We start from the raw sequence: 23673 nt of genomic DNA, 5'->3' as shown, positions 1-23673 counted from the left end.
ATCAGTCCGTGAGGCTCACAACCGGAAGTGCTTGGGTGTACGGCGACGGGGTGTTGGTGGCTGAGGAGCGCACCCGCAACCAGTAGAAGTCGTGGCTACCCAAAGTCAACGTCAGGGAGCCGTCTTCGCCCAAGGATGGGAAAACTTGGCCACCAAAAACGTCGCGAAGTCCGCGGCCGGCATACTGCGGAACGCGCACTGTGGCAGCCACCGGGTGCTGGGACAGGTTGAAGACACACAGGATTGCTTCGGGTTCCTCGCCTGCGGAATTTCCTTCCGGAAGTTCGCGCAAATATGCGAGCACTACTTCGTGGTCTGCCTCAACGTGCTGGAACCCACCAAGGCCAAAGGCCGGGTGATTTTTGCGCACACTCAGAATCTGCCGAGTCCAGCGCAAGAGTGAACCCGAATGAGCAGCTTCCGCCTCAACGTTGGCCATACCGTAGTTGTAAACCAAGGACTGAACCACCGGCAGGTACAACTTGCCCGGGTCTGCCGTGGAGAATCCGGCATTGCGGTCCGGGGTCCATTGCATTGGGGTGCGGACAGCATCGCGGTCTTCGAGCCAAATGTTGTCTCCCATACCAATCTCATCCCCGTAGTACAGGAAAGGACTGCCTGGCAGGCTCAAGAGCATGGCGTTGATCAGCTCGATCTCGGCACGGGAGTTATCCAACAAGGGGGCAAGCCTGCGGCGAATTCCAACGTTGGCTCGCATCCGAGGATCCGGCGCATACCAACCGAGCATGGCGGCGCGCTCATCCTGCGTGACCATTTCCAAGGTCAGCTCATCATGGTTGCGCAAGAAAGTACCCCACTGGGCCCCTTCAGGGATGGGCGGGGTGTCCTGCAAGGATTCGATGATCGGCGCTGCTTTTTGATCGCGGAGCGCGTAGTACAGCTTGGGCATGATCGGGAAGTGGAACGCCATGTGGCACTCCGGTTCTTCCTCGGTGCCAAAGTACTCAACCACTTCGTTGGGCGGCTGGTTGGCCTCAGCAATAATGACTCGGCCAGGGTAATTCTCGTCCACCATCTTGCGTAGGTTCCGCAAGAATTCGTGAGTTTTGGGCAGGTTTTCGCAGTTAGTGCCGTCTTCTTCAAAAAGGTACGGGATAGCATCTGCACGGAAGCCGTCGATGCCTTGGTCCAGCCAGAACTTCACCACATCAAAAAGCGCATCAACCACTTTGGGGTTTTCAAAGTTCAGGTCCGGCTGGTGGCTAAAGAAGCGGTGCCAGAAGTACTGCCGGCGCACCGGGTCAAAGGTCCAGTTGGACTCTTCAGTGTCCACAAAAATGATGCGGGCATCCTGGTACTTCTCGTCAGTGTCACTCCACACGTAAAAGTCGCCGTACGGCCCTTCCGGATCTTTGCGGGACTCTTGGAACCAAGGGTGCTGGTCAGAGGTGTGGTTCAACGGCAAGTCAATGATCACTCGGACGCCACGGGCGTGTGCCTCGGCCACCAAGCGCTTGAAATCACTGATGGTGCCGAACTCGTCCAACACTGCCTGGTAGTCCGAAATGTCATAACCACCGTCACGCAGCGGAGATTGGAAGAACGGCGGTAGCCACAAGCAGTCCACACCAAGCCACTGCAAGTAGTCCAGGCGCTCAATCAGGCCTGTGAAATCTCCCGAGCCGTCACCATTAGCATCAGCGAAAGCACGCACCAGGACTTCATAGAACACTGCCTTGCGGTACCAATGCGGATCATGCGCTAGCCCTGGCGCATTGAGCTCAAAGGTGTTTTTTGGCGTGTAGTGGTGGCTAGGGCTAGGAATTCCAAAGCTCACGAATTTATCCTCCGAATGTGCAGAATGTGTGCCGGTTCTTGATGCGGATCCAACCGCACGTAGTTGCTGTTGCCCCACTGCCAGCTCTCTCCGCTGATCAAATCATCCACCCGGAAGGTACCGGATTCGGAGAGGTCTTGAGCGTCCAGTTCCAGTGCTGCGAGGTCTAGGTGGACAGTGGCCTCACGCGTTCCGTGTGAATCAACGTTGACCACCACAATCACGGTGTCCTTGCTGCCATCGGGCAGGACTTTGTGCTTGGAGAAGGCAACTGTTGCATCATCGGTGGTGGTGTGGACGGTCAGATTCTGCAAGTCACCCAGGGCAGGGTGAGCTCGGCGAATTTGGTTCAACCGGCCAATAAATGGCGCCAAAGAACGGGCTTTGGTTTGCGGGGAATCCCATTGGCGATCCTTGAACTCAAATTTCTCGTTATCGATGTATTCTTCCGCGCCGGGACGGGCCACGTGCTCAAACAATTCGAAGCCTGCATACATCCCCCACAAAGGGCTGGCCATAGAGGCTAGAACCGCACGAATTTTGAACGCGGCGGGTCCACCGTATTGCAAGTACTCGGTGAGGATGTCCGGGGTGTTCACAAAGAAGTTGGGGCGGAAGTACGCCGGGGACTCATGCGAGACTTCGTTGAAGTAATCCTCGAGTTCAGCCTTGGTATTGCGCCACGTGAAGTATGTGTAGGACTGCTGGAATCCGGCTCTGCCCAAGGCATGCATCATGGCCGGGCGGGTAAAGGCCTCAGCCAAGAAAACAACTTCAGGGTATTTGGCGTTGACCTTGCCGATCAGCCACTCCCAGAACCACACGGGTTTGGTGTGCGGATTATCCACCCGGAAAATCTTGACACCATGGGAGATCCACAACAGAACCACCCGCAGAATTTCTTGGGACAAGCCGGCCGGATCATTATCAAAGTTCAGCGGGTAGATGTCTTGGTACTTTTTGGGCGGGTTTTCCGCGTACGCAATGCTGCCGTCCACGCGTGTGGTGAACCATTCCGGGTTAGAAGCCACCCAGGGGTGATCCGGCGCAGCCTGCAATGCGAGGTCCAGAGCTACCTCGAGGCCTAATTGGCTCGCCCGTGCTACAAAAGCGTCAAAGTCTTCAAAGGTGCCCAGTTCTGGATGGATGGAATCATGGCCACCGTCGGCACTGCCAATCGCCCAGGGTGAGCCGGGATCGTGCGGACCCGCTACCAGAGTGTTGTTGGGACCTTTGCGGTGCTGGACACCAATGGGGTGGATCGGCGGCATGTAGAGGACATCAAAACCCATCTCCGCCACAGCGTCGAGACGCAATGCCGCGGTTTTGAAGTTTCCAGAAGTCCAAATGCCCGTTTCGGGGTCCCGCACAGCACCCTCAGAACGGGGGAAAAATTCGTACCACGCGCCGCGTCCTGCAGCCGCACGCTCCACCCGAAGCGGGAACTGTTCAGAAACCGTCACCAGTTCTCGGATGGGTGAGCGGTCCACGGCGTCCCGGACCTTGGCAGAAAAGCCAGCGGCCAGCCGGTCCTCGACGTTTAGCCGCGCATCCGCGAGCGCTGTGGCAGCTGAGCGTAGGGTGCGCCGGTCTGCGGCGGGACGAGCGGCGTCGTCGGCTGCTCGAGCCAAAAGCTGCGCACCCTCGGCGAGCATCAACTCAACGTCGATCCCCGCGGCAATTTTGACTTCAGCGTTGTGGTGCCAAGTTCCGTACTGGTCATGCCACGCTTCGATGGCAAAGGTCCATTCGCCAGTGGCTGTGGGAGTGACTAAGGCTTCGTAACGGTCCGTTCCCATTCCACGCGGTCCGCGCGGTGTGTGCATCCGGACCCGGGACTTCTCTTTGCCGCGAGGGTCAAAGAGAACAGCAGTGACGCCTAGCTGGTCATGGCCTTCGCGGAACACCGTGGCACCCACCACTATGTCTTCGCCCACTGTGGCCTTGGCCGGGAAGGTGCCGTGCTCCACTACGGGTTGCACAGCGGTGATGGGGAAACGACCGAATTTCAACCCATCAGGAGGCGCAGCCCGCTTCTTCCGGGCGGCGGCAGCGGCGGTTGAGGACTTGGGAGCAGCGGCAGTGCGCTTGACGGCAGTCACAGACTCGACGTTAGCGAGAATTTCCTCATTTGGCGAAGCTTCTGGCGTAGTGAAATCTGCGTGCCGCGTCATTTACCCAAAAGATACACAATTCTGTTCCACTGCTCACCGCTGTCCGTTAGTGTGGCGCAGGTGAAGGCAATCAGAAGATTTACTGTCCGTACCGTTCTCCCTGAGCCGATCGCACCACTGGCTCGTTTGGCCAAGAACCTCCGGTGGTCTTGGCACTTACCCACCCGGGAGTTGTTCGCTGCCCTGAACCCGGAGTTGTGGGAAGAGAGCCGGCACGATCCGTTGAGCCTTTTAGGTCTCATTTCGCGTGAAGAGTTGCAAGGCCTCGCCGCCGATCCCGCCGTGGTCAAAAAAGTGCAAGCGGCTGCCGCAAACTTGGACAAGTACCTCCAAGAGCCTCGCTGGTACCAAAGCCTCGGTGCCGAAGCCCCGGCGTGCATCGCGTACTTCTCCCCCGAATTTGGTATCACCGAAGTCCTCCCCCAGTACTCCGGTGGGCTCGGCATTTTGGCTGGCGACCACTTGAAGTCTGCTTCGGATTTAGGTGTGCCCTTGGTGGGTGTTGGCCTGTTGTACCAAGCTGGCTATTTCAAGCAGTCGCTTTCGCGTGACGCTTGGCAGCAGGAAACGTATCCCATCTTGGACCCGGATAACTTGCCCTTGACCTTGCTGCGTGAAGAGGACGGTTCTGCCGTCCAAATTTCGCTGCCGCTGCCTAACGGCCGCCAGCTTTTGGCGCACATTTGGCGCGCTGATGTGGGCCGCGTTCCCTTGTTGCTCCTGGACAGCAACGTCCCAGGGAACGACGACGCCGCTCGCGGCATCACCGACAGGCTCTATGGCGGTGGTGGTGACCACCGCCTCCAGCAAGAATTGCTGTTGGGGATGGGCGGAGTGAAGGCGCTGCGCGTCTACCAGCGTCTCACCGGCACACCCGCCCCGGAGGTGTTCCACACCAACGAAGGCCACGCAGGTTTTCTCGGCATTGAGCGCATCCAGGAGCTGATGGCTACTAGTGGCCTGAATTGGGCAGAGGCCCTCGCTGCCGGACGCGCTTCGACGGTCTTTACCACTCACACGCCGGTCCCTGCTGGTATTGACCGTTTTGACGCAGAACAGATTCGGCACTTTTTCGACGCCGGTCTGGCACCGAGCGTTCCAGTGGACAGTGTTCTGGAGCTAGGCCGTGAAGACTACGAGGGCGGCGACCCTGCCGTGTTCAACATGGCGGTTATGGGCTTGCGTCTAGCGCAGCGAGCCAATGGTGTGGCCAAGCTGCACGGTGTGGTTTCGCGTGAAATGTTCGCCGGCTTGTGGCCCGGATTCGATCACAGTGAAGTGCCCATCACCTCGGTGACCAATGGCGTCCACGTTCCTACATGGGTTGATCCGCGGATCGGTCAATTGGCTCGTGAGAACTTTGGCCCGGACGCTGAAGAGTACGGACGATGGGATCTCGCCTACAACGTGAGCGACGAGAAGCTTTGGTCTTTGCGGCGCGAGTTGCGGGTTTCCTTAGTGGAGGACGTACGCCGCAGACTGCGTTCAGCGTGGAAGAAACGCGGTGCCGCGGACGCTGAGTTGGCGTGGACTGATTCCGTGCTGGATCCTGACGTGCTGACTATTGGTTTTGCCCGCCGCGTTCCTACCTATAAGCGTTTGACTTTGATGCTGCGGGATCCAGAACGGCTCAAGGCGCTATTGCTGCACCCCGAGCATCCCATCCAGTTGGTGATCGCGGGTAAGTCTCACCCGGCTGATGACGCAGGCAAAAAGATGATTCAGGACCTCGTCCGGTTCACGGATGACCCTGAAGTTCGGCACCGGATCGCATTCCTGCCGAACTATGACATCGCCATGGCTAGGACGCTGTTCCCAGGTTGTGACGTGTGGCTGAACAACCCGCTGCGTCCGCTTGAAGCGTGTGGCACCTCCGGGATGAAAGCCGCGATCAACGGCTCGCTGAACCTTTCAGTTCTGGACGGTTGGTGGGATGAAATGTACGACGGCGAGAACGGCTGGGCGATTCCAACCGCCAACAACGGCGCGTCCCCGGAGGAACGCGACGACATTGAAGCCTCGGCTTTATACGAGCTGCTAGAGCGCAACGTGGCACCGCGATTCTACGGAACTACGGTTGCTGAAGGTGCGGGCGCTGCTGGTCCTTCGAGCGGCGCGCGTGAGGCTGTGCCAACCCATTGGGTGTCCATGATCAAACACACCCTTGCCAATTTGGGTCCGGCTGTTTCAGCTGACCGAATGGTGCAGGACTACGTTCAGAAGCTCTACCAGCCGGCTGCGATTTCTGGCCGGAAGGCCAACGCTTCTGAGTTCGCCTCCGCTAAGGACCTTGCCGCATGGACTACCAAGGTTCGGGGAGCTTGGCCTCAGATTCATGTGGAACACGTTGACTCAGCTGGTGTCAGTGGCGAGCCTCAGATTGGCGATACCTTGACGGTCAATGCTTATGTGGCGTTGCACGATTTGGCACCTGAGGATGTTTTGGTGGAGGTGGCTTACGGCCGGGCCGAAGAGTCGGACCACATCACTGACGCGAGCTTGGCAGAGCTTGGCGTTGCGGAGGACCTCGGCAACGGGCGCTACCTCTTCAGCGGCTCAGTGCAGATCGACCGTTCGGGGTCCTTCGGCTACACCGTCCGGGTGTTCCCTAAGAATTCTGCTTTGGCTTCCAAGGCCGAGCTGGGGTTGGTTACTAACGCCTAGGCGGCCGGCAGCGTTACTTCTTCAGGAGGGCTATCACCGAGAGGTGGTGGCCCTCCTGCTGTTCTGCTTCCTCAATGATCTGAGACATCGCTGCAAAGGCTCGGTCTTTACTGAACTCGCTAGAGACCTGCCAAACAACCGTAAACGGTGCCGTCAAAGAGTTAGTGAACTCGCGCAGGCAATCATTAAAAGCGTCCAGATTGGTGCCGTACCACTGCGGAAAGTTCAGCGCCACACCAAACTTTTGGAGTACCTCGCGCTGAGAATCCGCTGAAGCAACGGTGGCGTTGGCGCCGTGGACCAGGTACATACTGCTACTTCCCCTCAAGGATGCGGCGGAACGACTGGTAATGATCAGCCGTGTAATACTTTTCGCCACCTTGACCAGTGACAATTCGCCTCTTTTCGCGGCCTGTACGGCCAGGCGTTTTTACCGTGTACTCGAGGTAGTAGCTGCTGGATTTTTGGGGCAGAACACCCTCGTAATTCCCGAACCTCTTGTTGTCAGCCTGAGGGTAGGGATAAGGGCCACCCTTGCGAATAAGCGCAAGCGTCTGTTTGGCCTCGGCAGGCAGCGCAGATTCAGCGATGGTGGTGGCCCAGTTGCTGGCAGCTTGGCTGTTGCCAGCTTGGCTACTTCTCTGCTGATTCGTGGCACCGCTGGCGGTGGTGTCAGGGCCGGTGGTGAGCTTCGTAAAAATCAGCACGGCGGCAATAATTGCCACCACTATCCACGGAAGCAGCCGCATCAACTTACGGTTCTGCATACGCGCTAAGCCCGGTAAATGTTGATGCTGTTGGCTTGAAGGAAATCCGTTTCACCCGATAGCACTTGAGTGCCTCGGCGCTGCTCATTAACCGCTGAAGTGGTAAAACGCAGCTCAAAGCTGGACTTCTCGCTGGCATTCCCCTCGGTGCTCTCTTCAGCGTTTGCTTCGCCCGAGGCTCGGGACACCGTGGGCAGAGTGATCTGAAGATCTTCCAGACCACCGTTGACCACCACAAGCCCATCTATTTGCCCACTCTCGGAGCCCAAAAGCAGCTGAACCACCCGGTGGCTGGGATCTTGCCAGTGCTCCATGGACATTGGTTCGCCATGCTGATCAAACCAGTACAAGTAGGAGCGCTCATCCCGGCGTGGATAGTCGTGTGGTTGGCCGGCCAAAAATTCGCGGCGCAAGCGAATCATTCGCTTGGTGCTGCGCAGCATTGCCGCGTTCTCAGTAGTAGAACTCCAGTCCAACCACGCAATGGGGCCGTCCTGGCAATAGGCATTGTTGTTGCCCTGCTGGGTGCGGCCGCGCTCATCACCGGCGGTGATCATCGGTACGCCCTGAGAAAGTAGCAGCGTGGCCATCAGGTTGCGGCTGGTTTTGGCACGCTCGGCCAAAATGGCTTCATCCTCGGTACGGCCTTCAAAGCCGTGGTTGTAGCTTCGGTTGTCTCCATGGCCGTCGCGGTTCTGCTCGCCATTGGCCTCATTGTGTTTGCGATCGTAGGAGACCAAATCCCGCAAACTGAAACCATCGTGGGCAGTTATAAAGTTCACGGACGCCAAGCGGGTCCGCCCGGACGGCGCAAATAATGCAGCTGAACCGGAAATCGCATCGGCGAGAGACGCAACAGATCCGCCCTGGCCACCGGCTTTCATCGCCGCGCGGTCCGAGAGCCAAAAGCTGCGGACGGCGTCGCGGTAGTGATCGTTCCAATCCACCCAACCTGCTGGGAATCGGCCAGTCTGCCAGCCACCGTAACCAACGTCCCAAGGCTCGGCGATGAGCTTAACGGAAGACAACACAGGGTCCGCACCAACAGCCACCAGGAAGGGGTGCTTAGGATCAAACTCATTAGCCGCGTTGCGGCACAAGGTCACTGCGAGGTCAAAGCGGAATCCATCGATGTGGAACTCCTCCACCCAATAACGCAAGGAATCCAACACCAGCTGGACCACGCGCGGTTCACCAAAGTTCAGTGTGTTTCCGCAACCTGTGGTGTCCACGTAGCGGCCATTACCGTCGTTGCGGTAATAGTGAGAATCGCCCAAACCACGGAAGTTTAGCGGCGGGTTATCTGGGCCGCCCTCGGAAGTGTGGTTGTAAACAACATCAAGGACCACTTCAAAGCCGGCCGCATGAAGTAGCTTGACCATCCCTTTGAACTCGTCCTGAACGGCATGAGGTCCGGCTTCCTGCGCGGCACGGGTGGCGTAACCCGGATGCGGCGCAAAAAACGCAGCGGTGTTGTAACCCCAATAGTTGGTCAGGCCCAAGTCCTGAAGGTGAGGCTCATCCTGATGGAAATGGACCGGCAACAATTGGATGGTGGTGATACCCAAATCCGTGAGGTACTTCAGCATGGCCGGATGCGCCAATCCCGCATACGTTCCGCGCAAGTCCTCCGGAATGTCCGGGTGAAGCATGGTCTGGCCCTTAACGTGGGCCTCGTAAATGATGGTGTTGCGCCAATCCCGCCGTGGCGAGGAATCGTTGCCCCAGTCAAAGTGCGTGTGCATACGCACGTTGGTCAGGAAACCTTCGCTATCCTCTACTGCCCGGCCGTAAGGATCCAGCAACAACGGCTGGTTGTCAGTACCGTCCAGCTCAATAACAACGCCGGTGTCCGAATCAACGGCGGCATCCGTGGCAGCCCGGAAACCGTAGCGGCTGCCAACTGGAATACCGTCAACTATGCCGTAATGCACCGCGGCCTGAATGTTGGGCAGAACCGATGCCTGCCATTTCCCACCCGGTGCGCAATAAACTACCTCGAGCCGGTCTACACCCGGGGCGTAGACGGCAACGTTGGCACTGTAATTTCCGGGATCCTCGTTAGCGGGATAACCCGGGCGCGGAATACTAAGGCCGAGTGGTGCGGGCTGCGAAGTGTCGACCGTGGACGCAGACTCTAAAGTAGGGATAACCATGTTGCTTCAAGTTTAGCTGGCACTTGCCCTTGCGCCGCCTCGTATGCGAGATGTTGCGGATACCCGCATACGAGGCCAGGTGTCGATATTAAGCAGAGCGGCGGCGAGAGATCTCGTAGAGCGAGATTCCCACTGCCATTGATGCGTTGAGTGACTCCATTGCGGAGTCGATCGGAATCGAAACAATCTGATCGCAGTTTTCGCGGACCAGACGGCTCAGACCCTTACCTTCGGAACCCACCACAATACATACAGGTTCGGTGGCGAGGGCCAGATCTGGAAGCGATACATCGCCGTCGCCGTCCAATCCGAGGACGTAAATGCCACGGTCCTTGAACGCCTTCAGCGCGTTATTCAGGTTAGGAGCCTTAGCCACCGGTACACGTACCGCAGCACCGGCGCTGGTCTTCCATGCAGACGCCGTGACGCCAACGGAGCGGCGCTCAGGAACGATTACGCCGTGACCGCTGAAAGCCGACACTGAACGGATAATCGCACCGAGGTTGCGGGGATCGGTGATGCCATCGAGGGCAACAAAAAGGGGAGCGTTTTTGACGTGGCCCTTTTTCCAGCGCTCAAGGGTTTCCTCAGCCAAGTCCAAAGCGTCTTGGTACTCGTAGGGGGGAATCTGCAGAACCAGGCCCTGGTGCACTGCATCTTCGGTCATTCGGTCAAGCTCAGGCTTGCCGGTTTCCATCAGCGGAATGCCACGTTCGGCAGCCAGCTTGAGCGATTCTTTAACGCGGTCGTCCATCTCGATGCGGACCGCCACGTGCAAGGCCTTGGCCGGGATCCCGGCGCGCAAGGCCTCTACTACCGAGTTGCGGCCAGTGACCATTTCTTCCGTAGCGCGGCCCTTGGGTCCACTTGAACGGCCAGCTGCGAGGCGGCCAGAACCCTGTCCTTGGCGCTTGGCAGCAGAGCGCTCGGCAAGCTGTTTGCTCTTGTGAGCCTTGTGGTACGGACGGTCCTCGGCTTTAGGTGTGGGGCCTTTGCCTTCAAGGCCACGACGACCGTGACCACCCGTTCCGATAGTGGGACCCTTTTTTGCCTTAACTGATCGGCGACCGTTGTTGGCCATGTCTTCCACCCTTGATTGTTTCTACTAAGTCTGCTTACCAGTCTACTGACCCAGATAAAATCGAGGATTCAATGCAGCGAAGGGCTTCGCTTAGCCGCGGCTCAGGCTCCACGTTGCACCGTCCGCGCCATCCTCCACCACCACGCCAGCGGCAGCAAGCGTGTCCCGAATAGCATCAGATGCGGCCCAATTCTTCTCGGCCCGGGCAGCCGCTCTGGCTTCCAGCTGCGCGTTGACCAAAACTTCCAGGGCGGCGCTCTGCTTCGAATCGCTCTCAACCGATGGCCCAGCAGAATCCAGGCCCAAAACACGGAGCATATTTGTCACAGAGACCATCGCATCCCATGCAGCTTTGGCATTGCCGCCTGCGAGTGCGCTATTACCGGCGCGAACAGTTTCATGGAGAACGGCAAGGGCTTGCGGGACATTGAGATCATCGTCCATGGCGGCTTCAAAGGCAGCCGGGACTTGGCCGTAGCTCACCACACCAACGGCAGCATTCTCGCCAGCGCGGGTTCTGAGCGCACGGGACACAAAACCATCAATGCGTTCTACAGCGGCAGCAGCTTCTTGCAGAGAGTTGGGCTGATAGTCCAAAACGGAGCGGTACTGCGCTTGACCTAGGTAATAACGAACCACGCGCGCCGGGGCCAGCTCAAGCATTTCTGCGGGGCTAATGGTGTTGCCCAAAGACTTGGACATTTTCTCGCCTTGGTAGGTGACCATACCGTTGTGCATCCAGAAATTGGCGAATCCGTGGCCAGCAGCCTGAGACTGAGCCATCTCGTTTTCGTGGTGCGGGAAACGCAAGTCGAGTCCCCCACCGTGAATGTCGAACTCAGTGCCAAGGTACTTGGTGACCATGGCCGAGCATTCGAGGTGCCAGCCCGGACGGCCGGTGCCCCACGGCGATGCCCAGCCCGCCGTCGTCGGCTCTGAATCTTTCAAACCCTTCCACAGCGCGAAGTCTCGAGGGTCTTTTTTACCGCGCGGGTCCGCATCTGCCGCAGCCTGCATGTCATCAATCTTCTGGTGAGTGAGCTGGCCGTAAGCGGGCCACGAACGCACGTCAAAGTACACATCGCCGGAGCCATCCGTTGACGGGTAAGCGTGACCACGTTCAATGAGCTGTGCAATCAGCGCGTGCATTTCCGGGATGTGCCCGGTGGCGCGCGGCTCATACGTGGGGCGTTGGACACCAAGGGTGTCATACGCCTTGAGGAACTCTTGTTCGTAGCGGTACGCCAGGGCCCACCACGGTTCTTCCCGCAGACTGCCGGGGCCTTCTTGAAAGTCTTCGCCAAAGGACTCAGCCGATTTTGCCAAAATCTTGTCATCAATATCGGTGACGTTCCGGACCACGGTAACCCTAAAATTGCGGTATTCAAGCCAGCGGGTCAGCTGATCAAAGGCGATGGCCGAACGCATGTGACCCACGTGCGGCATCCCCTGAACTGTGGCGCCACAGTAGTACAGACTGACGTGTCCAGGGATGATGGGCTCGAAGTTCTGGACCTCGCCCGAGGCAGTGTTATAGAAGCGCAGAGTCACTGCTCCAGATTAGCCGATCGTCCTCCGTGCCACGTTTGGTGCCCCTAGTGGGCGGGATACACCAGTGCCGTGGCGATGGCAGCAATGCCCTCACCCCGCCCGGTAAACCCGAGCGCGTCACTCGTGGTGGCTGAAACGCTGACTGGCGCTCCTGCTGCCTCGCTGAGGATCTGTTGGGACTCCGCACGCCGGGGACCAAATTTGGGCCGGTTGCCCACAAATTGCACAGCGATATTACCAATCTCAAAACCCGCGTCGCGGACAATTTTCGCCGCTGCAGCCAACAATGTCACTCCGGAAGCTCCTGCAAACTCAGGCCGGTCGGTACCAAAGTGTGTGCCTAAGTCCCCAACGCCCGCCGCCGAGAACAAAGCGTCAGCTGCAGCGTGAGCCACCGGGTCCCCGTCAGAATGCCCCGAGAGTCCCCGCTGCCCCTCCCATAAAAGGCCGCCCAGCCATAGTTCGCGCGGCTCATCCGCGGCGGCGAACGCGTGCACGTCAATGCCAATGCCGGTGCGGGGAAGAATGATGGGTGCTGCTGATTCGGTCATGTTTAGCCTTCCGTCCAGCGTGGTGCGAGTGGTCCCTGCAATAGGCCCTCGGCCGTGACGAGGTCCAGGGGTGTGGTGATCTTGAGCGAGAAGTCTGAGCCGTGAACCACGTGGACCGGAACGCCTTGGGACTCAAGAAGCATTGCGTCATCCGTGATGGACTCGGGGCCGCGGCCACTCGACAAGGCTTGGTGGTGGGCGGCCCGAAGTGCCGCCAGATCAAATCCTTGGGGTGTTTGTACCGACCTCAAGCTGCCCCGTTCTAGGGTTCCGGTGACAATCTCGTGGTTTGCACCGCTGGGGGTTGGCTCAACAGTTTTAATGGTGTCCACCACGGCAATAGCCGGGATAACAGCCTGCGCACCGGCATCAAGTTCTGCCAGAACCCGGTCAAAAACGGCGTGGGGGGTGAGCGCTCTCGCCGCGTCGTGGACCAGAACGGATTTTGTGTTCTCCCCTAGCTGCGCCAAAGCGTTCTGTACTGACTCAGCCCTGGAGGATCCGCCGTCGACCATAATCAGTTCAGCGCCGGTGGCCGGTGTAACGGTTGCCGCGCACAGATCGCGAAGTTCAGCATCGCCAGCGGGGAGGACCACCACCACGTGTTGGGCGATCCTCGCTGCAAGTATTCCGTGCAGGGCATGCTCCAAAATAGGGCGCCCCGCCAATGCCACTTTCGCTTTGGGAATTCCGTGACCCAAGCGTTGCCCGGATCCCGCCGCAACAACTATGACTGCAACGTCCGGCCTGGCTGTTTTGCTCATGGTCCCAGCGTATCCCGCCCAACTAGCTGGGCGGATTTGGGCAAAAGGAAGCCCCGTCCGCACGTGCGGCCGGGGCAAAATCCTGTTGACTACGCCTTAGGAGGCCAAAACCTCATCCAAAACGCTTGCTGCCTTCTCTTCATCCGTCTTCTCAGCCAATGCGAGTTCGGAAATCAGAATCTGGCGAGCCTTGGCCAGCATGCGCTTCTCGCCCGCGGACAGGCCGCGGTCGTGATCGCGGCGCCAGAGGTCACGGACAACTTCCGCAACTCGAACGACGTCGCCGGAAGCGAGCTTCTCAAGGTTCGCCTTGTAACGACGTGACCAGTTGGTGGGTTCTTCAGTGAACTCGGCACGCAGCACATCAAAAACATGCTCCAGGCCTTCCTTGCCCACTACGTCACGAACACCAACAAGATCAACATTCTCTGCTGGAACTTCAATGGTCAGATCACCCTGGGCCACCTTGAGCTTGAGATACATCTTCTCAACACCCTTGATGGTTCGCATCTTGATCTCTTCGATCTTCGCTGCGCCGTGGTGAGGGTAAACAACTGTCTCGCCAACCTCAAAAACCATGTGGACATTTCCCCTTTCCCGCAGATCAGTTTATCACGGTTAAGGCATATGCTTCTCCTCGCAAAGGCTCCGAATCCTTGATTTTTCAAGGAAAAACGAGGTATGTGATGGCTTTGGGGGATGATTTCAGCGACGATCGCGACGACGGCGCGCGCAAGGTTTGGGATGTTATGAACGCCATATACGCGAAGGAAGTCAGTTATGGGGGCCAAATGCCGATAGGCTATGGGAGAAAAGTTTCAACACTGTTGAGGAGTAAGTGACGTGCGTTTCACTGCGACGAATCTGACCACGCGCGGCAGCCGTGCACTAGTAACTGCGGGCGTTGCCGCGAGTTTGCTATCCGTGACGGCTTGCGGTTACATCACACCGCAGCAGACCTCCCACCAGTACGTCGCTTCAGACGGCATCAACGCAGACTTGGGCCCGCTAAAATTGCGCAACGTCATTGTTGTGGCCAAGGATGAGAAGGGCACTGGCCGTTTGATCGGTAGCGTGTTCAACTCTTCGTCGAATGCTGTAACCCTGACGGTTAATGGCGCCGATGGATCCCAAACCAGCATCCCAGTTAAGGCCAACGGCACAACGGGTCTGACTGAAAAGACTGATGCAGCCATCTTGAGCACTGCCGGCGGCAACCCCGGCTCCTTGGTTGAACTCAAGCTCAGCGAAAACGCTAGCCAGCAGACCAGCACCATCAAGGTCCCGGTACTGGATGGCACCTTGACGCAGTACGAGCAGTACTTGCCCACCACGGCGACTTCCGATGCCAGCACCGAATCTGCAACCCCCACTCCCACGGCAAGCAGCACGGGGCACTAGTACCCCTTCAAACATCACTCTGGGCTCTGCGCAAATGCGCGGGGCCCAGAGTTTTTTGTAGGTGAACATTTGGCGTCAAACCGGCTCCCACGGTCCCCAAATCTGGGCTATTACCGAACCTGTGCTGGACCCGGATTCCAGATGTGAGCAATCTAACGCGATCAATTTGTGCTTTGGGGGTGTAACTCACAGGGTTGAGCCGCAAAATAGGTGAAGGACGTAGAAACGAAAGTTTCCGTCTCCCCCTCCTCCACGAATGTCCGCCGCTTTAGTGACCCCCGGGAAACAACCATGACCAGCCTCAGCTACTACTCCACTGAAAATGTCCGCAAAGCCGTGCAGCAGCTCCAGACCCCTGGCCGCTTTTTCACCGCCTATGCACTGACACTTCTGGTTCTGTTGGCACTGATGGTGGGCGCTGGCTCGCTAGGACAATTCACCCTGAGCTTGGGCATCACGGCTGTTGTGGCTTTGCTCTTTGCCGAATTGCTGCTGACCGTAGCCTTTGCCGCCGTGGCAATTTTGGCCCCACTGTACTGGGCACGCCGTCACCGCGCCTAGGCGCTGACTGAATCAGCCAGCGCCTGCTAGTACACGCAGTTTACGGTTCGAACTTGTAACCCAAACCGCGCACCGTCACAAGGTAGCGCGGCACTGAGGGGTCCGGCTCAATTTTGCTGCGCAGGCGCTTGACGTGGACGTCCAAAGTCTTGGTATCCCCCACGTAGTCAGAGCCCCATACGCGGTCAATCAACTGACCACGAGTGAGCACACGGCCCGAGTTGCGCAACAGCATCTCAAGGAGCTCAAATTCCTTCAACGGCAGGGCAACTTGTTCCCCGCCTACGCTGACAACGTGGCGTTCAATGTCCATCCGCACCGGGCCAGCCTGAACGGTGGTGCTGATCAGTTCTTCAGACTCACCCTGGCGGCGCAGCACAGCCCGAACACGTGCCACCAATTCGCGGGATGAGTAGGGCTTGGTCACGTAGTCATCAGCGCCAAGTTCCAGCCCCACAACTTTGTCGATCTCAGAGTCCTTGGCCGTCAGCATAATGACCGGCACGGAGGAGCGCTGGCGCAGTTGCCGGCACACCTCGGTGCCCGACTGGCCCGGCAACTGCAGATCCAAGAGCACCAAGTCAGCGCCGTTACGGTCAAACTCGGTGATGGCGTCCAGGCCGTTATCTGCAACGGCAACCTCAAAACCTTCTTTGCCCAACAGGTAGGACAGTGGGTCGGAAAACGATTCTTCGTCCTCAACAATCAGAATCCGGCTCAAGCGTTGGCTCCTTGTTCGTGAATGCGGGTGTTTTTTCGCTGTGCGAGCGGTGCGATTTGTGCAGAATCGGGGATCTTCGCCGATTCTTCACTTTCCATTTCCGGCAATCGCACCGTAAAAGTTGATCCTTGGCCCGGCTGAGACCACACTGTCACTTCGCCACCGTGGTTAGAAATAACGTGCTTAACAATGCTCAACCCTAGGCCTGTACCGCCAGTGTGCCGGGAGCGTGCAGCGTCCACCCGGTAAAAGCGTTCAAATACGCGCTCTTGATCTTCTGCGCTGAGCCCGTCACCTTGGTCAGTCACGGAAATGGCAATCAGGCCCTCCCGGGACCGAACCCCAATACCCACCTTGGTGTTTTCCGGCGAGTACCTGATGGCATTGTCGATCAAGTTCCGCAACGCCGTAGTGAGTAGATCCGGGTCTCCATAAACCCTGGCCTCCACACGGCCACCCACCACCATCTGAATGTTCTTACTTTCAGCGGGCAGTTTGGAACGATCGACGGCGTCGGCAATGACCGCGTTGATGTCCACTTCGGTGCCTTGCTGGGCAATATTGGCCCCCTGCAGGCGGGAAAGTTCAATAATGTCCTGCACTAGGGCGGCAAGACGTGCTGACTCTTTGTGCATACGCTTAGCAAAGCGGCGCACTGCTTCTTCATCATCCGGACTGGCTTCAAGGGCCTCAGCCAGCAGGGATATGGCACCGACTGGCGTTTTGAGCTCATGGGATACGTTGGCTACAAAATCGTTGCGGATTTCTTCGGTACGGGTAATTTCCGTCCGGTCATCGGCAAGCAACAACACAAATTCTTCACCCAAGAGCGCAGCACGGACTTGAACAATGATGGTTCCCTGACCTAAGGGGCCGCGCGGGAGCTCAAAGCTTTGTTCCAAAATCACACCGTCACGGCGGACCTTGCTGGTCATCTCAAGGAGTTGCTGGTGGACCACGGTGTGCCCGCGGACCAAGCCGTAGGCGTAGGCTGCTGGGCTGGCGCGCACCACACCGTCAATGTCATCAACAATCACGAAGGCGCGGCCCAGAACGGCGAGCACTTCTGCGGAACCTGCGGGCAGCGCTGGTTCGTCAGGGTCTTCGTCAATAAGTCTGCGTTGGCGTTCGCTGGCCCTAAAAGCGAGCACTCCAAAGACACCGAATGACAGGCCGATGAGGCCGGCAATGATGCCGCTGAGCAGTGGATCCACAGGGCTAGCTTATGCGCTGGAGCCGGTGAGAATGTTTCATATGCACCGAAACCGTGATCGGTTCAACTAACGTTCACCTTGTAGGGAGTAACTATTCACCGGCTACTGACAGTGTTACCAGTTGGACTACCAGATTTATGACTCCCGATTGCTGTCCGAGCAATCACAGCAATGTCATGACAACGAAAGGACGCCTCCGTGCGTAAGGTTTTTCAAGACGAGCTCGCGCAGGTGGGCGAAGAACTCATCGAAATTTCCCGGCTCGTCACCGGCGCCATCGAAAAGGCCACCGAATCCTTCGAAGTTGCTGACGTGGATCTGGCCCAAGATGTTATTGCGGCCGACGCCCGGATCGACTTTTTGCAGAACAGCCTCGACGAGCGTGCCATCGACATTCTCGCTTTGCAGGGCCCCGTGGCTTCTGACTTGCGCATGATTGTTGGCTCGTTGCGTATGAGCGCCTCCCTGGAACGTATGGGCGACTTGGCACGCCACGTAGCCCAATTGGCACGTCTGCGTTACCCAAACAACGTTATCCCGGCAGCCTTGCAGGAAACGTTTAAGGAATTCGCCCGCTTGGACATCGAAATTTCCAAAAAGGTCACCGCGCTCCTCGAAACCCGCGACCTCAATGTTGCCCGCGAAATCGCCAAGGACAACATGGCAGTGGACGAGCTTCACTTGAGCGTCTTCAAGGCCATCGCCGCCGATGACTGGAATGAATCCGCAACCACCACGGTGGACGTTGCCTTGGCCAGCCGTTACTTTGAGCGCTTCGCAGACCACGGCGTTTCCGTGGCCCGCAAGGTTAGCTACTTGGTCAACGGTGAATGGCAGTCTGACGAATTCGCCTAAACGGCGCCCCGGAAAGACTAAAGTTCCGACGGCCCCCCCCCCACAAAGTTGGGGCCCCCGCCGTCGGACTTTAAGAAGAAGCGGAACTTCTTCCTGCGCTACTTTTTGCCTTGGTTAGCTACTGCCTTGATGGATGCAGCGGCTGCCTCCGGGTCCAAGTACTTTCCGCCGGCGACCAGCGGTTTGAAGTTCTCATCCAGCTCGTACACGAGCGGGATACCGGTGGGGATGTTCAGTGCGGCGATGTCATCATCGCTAATGCCGTCTAGGTGTTTGACCAGGGCGCGCAAGGAGTTGCCGTGAGCCGTCACCAGAACGGTCTTGCCTGCTTTGAGGTCTTCCTTGATGTCTGATTCCCAGTACGGCAGCAACCGCTCAAGGACGTCCTTGAGGCACTCGGTGCGCGGAACCCCGTCACCAAGGTCTGCGTACTGCGGATCCCCAACCTGGGAGAACTCGGAGTCATCAGCCAAGGGCGGCGGCGGTGTGTCGTAAGAACGACGCCACTGCATAAACTGCTCTTCACCGTACTCGGCCAAGGTCTGAGCCTTGTCCTTGCCCTGCAAAGCGCCGTAGTGGCGTTCGTTCAGGCGCCAGTTACGCTTGACGTCAATCCAGCCGCGGTTGGCCTTTTCCAGGGCCAAGTTGGCGGTGTTTATGGCACGCTTGAGACGCGATGTGTAGAGGATGTCCGGGAGGATGTTGTTCTCCACGAGCAACTCCCCGCCACGGACAGCTTCCGTGCGGCCTTGCTCATTGAGGTCAACGTCCACCCAACCAGTGAACAGGTTCTTGGCGTTCCATTCGCTGTGGCCGTGGCGCAGCAGAATCAGCTTGTAAGTCATAATTCGTATCCTATCGGAGCCGTCCGGGGCGTGGTTGGCGTTACGTTTCACAACGCGGGGTCACTTACGGCCCATGTTGGCGGCAAACATGGGCCGTAACTGACCCCGCGTTGCGTTGGAGACAGCGGAGGATAAAGTTGGGCCGTGGTGCAAAAGGCGGAACGAATCAGTGGCAAGAGCGGAAAACCGCTTGGCAACGTCACTCGAGGCACCACAAACCCCAACCGTATGCGTCGGGTGGACCGTTGGCTCTCCGGTACACAAGCGCACCGTTTGCGGGCCGCTGAGACTCCGCTCATCGTTGACCTAGGTTACGGAGCGTCCCCGGCCACGGCTGTGGAACTTTTCACTCGGATGCGCCAAGTGCGCGCCGACGTTCAATTGATTGGGATTGAGATTGAGCCCGAACGCGTGCGCGCGGCTCAGGCCCTTGAAGTGGACGGCCTCAGTTTTCAGCTGGGCGGCTTTGAACTCGCCGTTCCCACAAAACCGATAGTGGTCAGGGCTTTCAACGTGCTGCGCCAATACCAAGAGAACGATGTTCCTGGGATCTGGAGACTGGTAGGTAGCAAGCTCGCACCTGGCGGACTCTTTGTGGAGGGCACGTGTGACGAAGTGGGCCGCCGGGCCAGCTGGGTGGCGGTGGATGCCACCGGCCCGCAAACGCTTAGCTTCTCCATGCGGTTCGGTACTTTTACGCTGCCTTCAGAGGTGGCCGAACGCCTGCCCAAAGCGCTTATTCACCGCAACGTCCCCGGCGAGCAGATCCACACTTTTTTGCAAGCCATAGACCGCTGCTGGCTCGAGTCAGCGCCGCTTGCATCTTTTGGGAACCGGCAGCGTTGGGTACGGATGTGCCAACAACTTCGCGCGGAGAACTGGCCAATTTACGACGGCGTCTCCCGCTGGCGTCTTGGGGAACTCACCGTGGCTTGGGACGCCGTAGCGCCGGAAAACTTTAGTTTCTAGGGCCGATTACCAGGGGCCGTTACCAGGGGCCGTATGGGCCCATGTTGCCCGGGCGCCCCTTGCCGGTTTCCTTGACCTCGGGGCGCACGTCCGCAAGGTACACACAAGCTGCAGTAACCGCCGCCAGGCCAAAGAGACCCAAGGTCCCACCGCCGGTGACGATGGAGAGCACACCAACAAATGCGGCAGCGCCGGTGACAGCCATCCAAAACGTTTTAGTCCGTTTGTACGCTGCTGTGTAAGCGGCAGGTTTGTGGCGCAGGGCATCAACAAAAGCCCACAGTTCTAGGCCAAGTGCCACTATCCCTAGGACGAGGTATACGAATGATGTGGAGTAATAAACGATCGCTGCGCCAGTCACCATCTCAGCCTAAGCTACCAACGCACGCTAGGAGGTTAATGAAGCCAAAGAGTCGAGGCCTTGAGCTAGGTCTGCCCACAAGTCCTCGGCGTTCTCAATCCCCACACTGAACCGAATCAGGTTCTCCGGGACGCTTTCCGGCTCTGCCTTATGACGACGACGGCGCTCCACCAACGATTCCACCCCACCAAGGGACGTGGCTGGCAACCAGAGCTTGAGTGAACGAACTAGCGCGTCCGCAGCAGCCGCACCGCCGGTGAGGCTTTCTGCGGAGTCTTGGGCCGACGTCGTGCTTTCACTGCTGGTGCTGGTTGAATCGATGGCCCGGACTTGAATACACAGCACCGAGCCAAACCCGGACATTTGATTTTTGGCGCGCTCGTGACCGGGATCGGTGGGCAAACCCGGGAATCGGATGGCCTCAACTGCGGGGTGGTCTTTGAGCCGATCAGCCAAGAGCATTGCCGTGGCCTGAGAGCGCTCAATCCTCAAGGCCAGTGTGCGCAAACCGCGCAGCGCAAGCCATGCCTCAAAGGGGCCGGCGATGGCTCCGTGAATGGTTCGGTGGTGAAGGAGATCTGCCCGTACTTCCGGGTTACTCGTCACAAGTGCTCCCAACACCACGTCCGAGTGGCCAGCCAAATATTTGGTCACCGAGTGCAGCACAATGTCAGAACCCAAGGACAAAGGCTTTTGCACAAGAGGCGTGGAGAAAGTGTTATCCGTGACCACAATGGCACCAATTTTGTGGGCAGCAGCAGCCAGCGTAGGAATGTCCGCGATGCCCAACATGGGGTTAGTAGGGCTTTCAAGCCACAACATTGCGGCGTTAACACCGTCCGCCGTGAGTGCTTCCAAAACGGCATCCGTGTCAGCGATGTCCACGGTCCGCAAAGTCAGGAAGCCTTTCTCGGCAAGTTCGCTGGCCATCTGCAACGAGCCCGCATAACTGTGCGAGGGCATCACCAGCACACCCTGGGCCGGGATCAAGGAGAGAGCCGAGCTCACTGCAGCCAATCCTGAGGAGTACAAAAGCCCCGGTAATTCGGCGCCTTCAAGCTGAGCCAGCGCGTCCTCAAACGGCTCCCACGACGGGTTAGCGTAGCGGCCGTAACCACGGTCACCATCACCCAAAGAACCGGTTCCAAAATAGGTGGAGGACAACACGATGGGCGGATTAACCGGCTGATCGCGTTCTCGGGGCGGGCGTCCCGCAGCAACAACAACAGTGTCAGGAGAAAGCGCGCCATGGTCCGAGAGTGTCATAAGCCAACATTAAGGCTCCAGAAGTGCGGGCCGTTAACTGTTAAGAATTTTTCTGTCCCACCCTCCCGGTAGGCTGGAGCAGTGACCGAGCAGAAGCATGTACGCCCCAGCACCGTATCCGGGCCGCGCACAGGGCTGTTTATTGCCTTCGAAGGCGGCGACGGTGCCGGCAAGTCCACCCAGTCACGGCTCCTAGCCGAGGCACTGAGTGAGCGCGGAATGACGGTGGTTCAGACCCGTGAACCCGGCGGAACGGCCATCGGCGAAAAGCTCCGTTCCTTAGTACTCGAACACGGGCATGGCACCATCGATTCCCGCACCGAAGCACTGATGTACGCGGCCTCGCGAGCCGCTCACGCCGAACAACTCATCAAGCCGGCCCTGGACCGCGGCGAGGCAGTTATCACCGACCGCTACATTGACTCCTCCGTGGCCTACCAAGGTGTGGCACGCGGACTGGGAAGCGAAGAAATTCGCGGGCTCAACGAATGGGCAACCGATTCGCTCTGGCCTGATTTCACAGTGGTTTTGGACGTCTCCCCCGAACACGGCCGTGCACGCCGTACCGCCGGAGCTGCAGTGGAGGACCGGCTGGAATCCGAACCAGATACCTTTCATGCCATGGTCCGGCAAGCCTTTTTGGACGTTGCCGCGAAACGCCCCGAAATGTACCTGGTCATCGACGCTTCACTACCCATCGAGACCATTTCGGCCCAGATTCTTGAGCGCGTGGAAGGTGTTTTTGCAGACCGCCGAGCACAGCCTGCTGGTGAGCGGCAATGAGTGTCTGGGACGAGCTCGGAGGCCAGCCCGCCGTCGTCGAGCAGTTAAAACAGGCAGTCAACGGTGACCGGCTCTCACACGCTTGGCTGTTCACAGGACCGCCAGGTTCCGGGCGTTCCAACGCCGCCAAAGCATTCGCTGCCGCCCTCAATTGCGAACGCGAAGACGTTGCCGAACGCGGCTGCGGGCAGTGCCCTGCCTGCCTAACCATTCTGGGCGAAACGCACCCTGACGTGACTTTTGTGCGCACCGAAAAGGTCACCATCACCATTGATGAATCGCGTGAGCTGGTGGCCAAAGCAGGTAATCGCCCCGCAACGGGGCGCTGGCGGATCATTGTGGTGGAAGACGCCGACCGAATGGCCGAGCGCACCACCAACGTGCTCCTCAAAGCCATCGAAGAGCCCACACCCCGCACCATCTGGATGCTCTGCGCGCCCTCGCCTGCCGATGTTTTGGTCACCATCCGTTCGCGTTGCAGGCCAGTGGGTTTGCGCCTGCCGCCAGCTGCCGACGTTGCGGCTTTGTTAATAAAGCGCGACGGCGTGGATCCAGCTTTGGCGCAGACCGTGGCACGTGCCGCGCAAAGCCATATTGGTATTGCCCGCCGTCTGGCTAAAGACCCTAACGCTCGCGAACGCCGGACCGCCACAGTAAGGCTTCCGCTCGCATTGCGTGGGATTACGGCAGCGGTTCTGATGGCAGAGGAGCTGACCAGCATTGCTACCGATGAGGCGCAAAGCTCCAATGACGAACGGGACGCTCAAGAAAAGATTGCTTTGCTGGCCTCACTGGGTGCTCCGGAAACAGGGACACTCCCACCGGCCATGCGAGCCCAACTTAAACAGCTTGAGGACGATCAAAAACGGCGCGCCAAAAGGTCCATCACCGACTCTCTGGACCGGACGCTCACTGATCTACTCTCGTTCTACCGAGATGTGCTGATGGTTCAGCTGGGGCACGGAGTGGAGTTAGTCAACGTTGAGCTCAGCGCCGAAATTGAAGAGTTCGCCAACAACTCCAGCCCAGAGAAAACACTGGCAAGAATGGACGCGATCAACACCACACGCCGTCGTATTGTCACAAGCAACGTGGCGCCGTTACTGGCTGTAGAGGCCATGGCAGCTAGCCTAATTTGAGTACTGAATCAGTCGGTGTGGAGACCGCCGACCAAATCTGCCCGCTTTCTGC

Annotated in this window: 22 protein-coding genes; 7 read left to right on the top strand and 15 right to left on the bottom strand. The window is 58.4% G+C overall.

The genetic code is table 11. The features are described 5' to 3' along the window. Position 1: 1 nt before the first annotated feature. Positions 2-1798 (bottom strand): maltose alpha-D-glucosyltransferase, encoded by a 1797-nt coding sequence (gene treS / locus ACQR35_RS11345; protein WP_430270104.1) that lies wholly within the window; start codon positions 1796-1798, stop codon positions 2-4. Beyond that, entirely contained in the window at positions 1795-3972 is a 2178-nt protein-coding gene (locus ACQR35_RS11340) for an alpha-1,4-glucan--maltose-1-phosphate maltosyltransferase (protein WP_430268832.1), read from the bottom strand. The genes treS and ACQR35_RS11340 overlap by 4 nt, the downstream gene beginning before the upstream one ends. Before the next feature lie 60 nt (positions 3973-4032). Here ACQR35_RS11340 and glgP point away from each other — a divergent pair, with 60 nt between their 5' ends. Further along, positions 4033-6636, top strand: coding sequence for an alpha-glucan family phosphorylase (gene glgP / locus ACQR35_RS11335; protein ID WP_430270103.1), 2604 nt, complete (start codon positions 4033-4035; stop codon positions 6634-6636). Between the two features lie 13 nt (positions 6637-6649). Here glgP and ACQR35_RS11330 read toward each other — a convergent pair whose 3' ends face one another. The 8 genes from ACQR35_RS11330 to ACQR35_RS11295 form a co-directional block, all read right to left on the bottom strand. Next, positions 6650-6946 carry a barstar family protein gene (locus ACQR35_RS11330; protein WP_430270102.1) on the bottom strand — a complete coding sequence of 99 codons (297 nt, stop codon included), beginning with the start codon at positions 6944-6946 and terminating at the stop codon, positions 6650-6652. Positions 6947-6950: 4 nt separating this feature from the next. Beyond that, positions 6951-7403: a ribonuclease domain-containing protein gene (locus tag ACQR35_RS11325; RefSeq protein ID WP_430270101.1), complete on the bottom strand. Its 453-nt coding sequence runs from the start codon at positions 7401-7403 to the stop codon at positions 6951-6953. A gap of 5 nt (positions 7404-7408) precedes the next feature. Continuing rightward, positions 7409-9559 carry a glycogen debranching protein GlgX gene (gene glgX / locus ACQR35_RS11320; RefSeq protein ID WP_430270100.1) on the bottom strand — a complete coding sequence of 717 codons (2151 nt, stop codon included), beginning with the start codon at positions 9557-9559 and terminating at the stop codon, positions 7409-7411. An 88-nt stretch (positions 9560-9647) separates the two neighbouring features. Continuing rightward, the gene (rlmB, locus tag ACQR35_RS11315; RefSeq protein WP_430268827.1) at positions 9648-10640 is read right to left on the bottom strand and encodes a 23S rRNA (guanosine(2251)-2'-O)-methyltransferase RlmB; all 993 of its coding nucleotides are present in this window, start codon (positions 10638-10640) and stop codon (positions 9648-9650) included. A 90-nt stretch (positions 10641-10730) separates the two neighbouring features. Next, positions 10731-12191 (bottom strand): cysteine--tRNA ligase, encoded by a 1461-nt coding sequence (gene cysS / locus ACQR35_RS11310; RefSeq protein WP_430270099.1) that lies wholly within the window; start codon positions 12189-12191, stop codon positions 10731-10733. Between the two features lie 44 nt (positions 12192-12235). Continuing rightward, the gene (gene ispF / locus ACQR35_RS11305) at positions 12236-12742 is read right to left on the bottom strand and encodes a 2-C-methyl-D-erythritol 2,4-cyclodiphosphate synthase (protein ID WP_430270098.1); all 507 of its coding nucleotides are present in this window, start codon (positions 12740-12742) and stop codon (positions 12236-12238) included. Between the two features lie 2 nt (positions 12743-12744). Then, the gene (gene ispD, locus ACQR35_RS11300) at positions 12745-13506 is read right to left on the bottom strand and encodes a 2-C-methyl-D-erythritol 4-phosphate cytidylyltransferase (protein WP_430268824.1); all 762 of its coding nucleotides are present in this window, start codon (positions 13504-13506) and stop codon (positions 12745-12747) included. 96 nt (positions 13507-13602) lie between these two features. Beyond that, a complete protein-coding gene (locus ACQR35_RS11295) occupies positions 13603-14085 on the bottom strand; it encodes a CarD family transcriptional regulator (RefSeq protein ID WP_430268823.1) in 483 nt (160 codons plus the stop codon). A gap of 264 nt (positions 14086-14349) precedes the next feature. Here ACQR35_RS11295 and ACQR35_RS11290 point away from each other — a divergent pair, with 264 nt between their 5' ends. Further along, positions 14350-14907, top strand: a complete 558-nt coding sequence (locus tag ACQR35_RS11290) for a hypothetical protein (RefSeq protein ID WP_430268822.1) — start codon at positions 14350-14352, stop codon at positions 14905-14907. A 291-nt stretch (positions 14908-15198) separates the two neighbouring features. Then, entirely contained in the window at positions 15199-15468 is a 270-nt protein-coding gene (locus ACQR35_RS11285; RefSeq protein ID WP_430268821.1) for a hypothetical protein, read from the top strand. A 40-nt stretch (positions 15469-15508) separates the two neighbouring features. Here the strand turns inward: ACQR35_RS11285 and ACQR35_RS11280 are convergent, their stop codons facing one another. Both ACQR35_RS11280 and ACQR35_RS11275 read right to left on the bottom strand, forming a co-directional pair. After that, positions 15509-16189: a winged helix-turn-helix domain-containing protein gene (locus tag ACQR35_RS11280; protein WP_430270097.1), complete on the bottom strand. Its 681-nt coding sequence runs from the start codon at positions 16187-16189 to the stop codon at positions 15509-15511. Continuing rightward, on the bottom strand, positions 16186-17394 hold the full coding sequence (locus ACQR35_RS11275) for a sensor histidine kinase (protein WP_430268834.1): 1209 nt from the start codon (positions 17392-17394) through the stop codon (positions 16186-16188). The genes ACQR35_RS11280 and ACQR35_RS11275 overlap by 4 nt, the downstream gene beginning before the upstream one ends. Before the next feature lie 207 nt (positions 17395-17601). Between ACQR35_RS11275 and phoU the strand changes: the two genes are divergently transcribed. Then, positions 17602-18258, top strand: coding sequence for a phosphate signaling complex protein PhoU (phoU, locus tag ACQR35_RS11270; RefSeq protein ID WP_430270096.1), 657 nt, complete (start codon positions 17602-17604; stop codon positions 18256-18258). Positions 18259-18356: 98 nt separating this feature from the next. Here the strand turns inward: phoU and ACQR35_RS11265 are convergent, their stop codons facing one another. Further along, positions 18357-19103, bottom strand: coding sequence for a phosphoglyceromutase (locus ACQR35_RS11265; RefSeq protein WP_430268818.1), 747 nt, complete (start codon positions 19101-19103; stop codon positions 18357-18359). A gap of 144 nt (positions 19104-19247) precedes the next feature. Between ACQR35_RS11265 and ACQR35_RS11260 the strand changes: the two genes are divergently transcribed. Beyond that, on the top strand, positions 19248-20072 hold the full coding sequence (locus ACQR35_RS11260) for a class I SAM-dependent methyltransferase (protein ID WP_430270095.1): 825 nt from the start codon (positions 19248-19250) through the stop codon (positions 20070-20072). 19 nt (positions 20073-20091) lie between these two features. Here ACQR35_RS11260 and ACQR35_RS11255 read toward each other — a convergent pair whose 3' ends face one another. Together ACQR35_RS11255 and ACQR35_RS11250 are read right to left on the bottom strand one after the other, a co-directional pair. Beyond that, positions 20092-20433 (bottom strand): DUF2516 family protein, encoded by a 342-nt coding sequence (locus ACQR35_RS11255; protein WP_430270094.1) that lies wholly within the window; start codon positions 20431-20433, stop codon positions 20092-20094. Between the two features lie 27 nt (positions 20434-20460). Further along, entirely contained in the window at positions 20461-21699 is a 1239-nt protein-coding gene (locus ACQR35_RS11250) for a trans-sulfuration enzyme family protein (RefSeq protein WP_430267534.1), read from the bottom strand. An 81-nt stretch (positions 21700-21780) separates the two neighbouring features. Here ACQR35_RS11250 and tmk point away from each other — a divergent pair, with 81 nt between their 5' ends. Both tmk and ACQR35_RS11240 read left to right on the top strand, forming a co-directional pair. Beyond that, positions 21781-22482: a dTMP kinase gene (tmk, locus tag ACQR35_RS11245; RefSeq protein WP_430267533.1), complete on the top strand. Its 702-nt coding sequence runs from the start codon at positions 21781-21783 to the stop codon at positions 22480-22482. Continuing rightward, positions 22479-23621, top strand: a complete 1143-nt coding sequence (locus ACQR35_RS11240; RefSeq protein WP_430270093.1) for a DNA polymerase III subunit delta' — start codon at positions 22479-22481, stop codon at positions 23619-23621. Before tmk ends, ACQR35_RS11240 begins: the two co-directional genes overlap by 4 nt. Positions 23622-23673: the final 52 nt, after the last annotated feature.

Source organism: Pseudarthrobacter sp. J1738 (genome assembly GCF_050490315.1).
Classification (GTDB): domain Bacteria; phylum Actinomycetota; class Actinomycetes; order Actinomycetales; family Micrococcaceae; genus JBNPEO01.
Note: the sequence above shows the minus strand (reverse complement) of the source record. Positions and strands in the feature narration are given on the sequence as shown.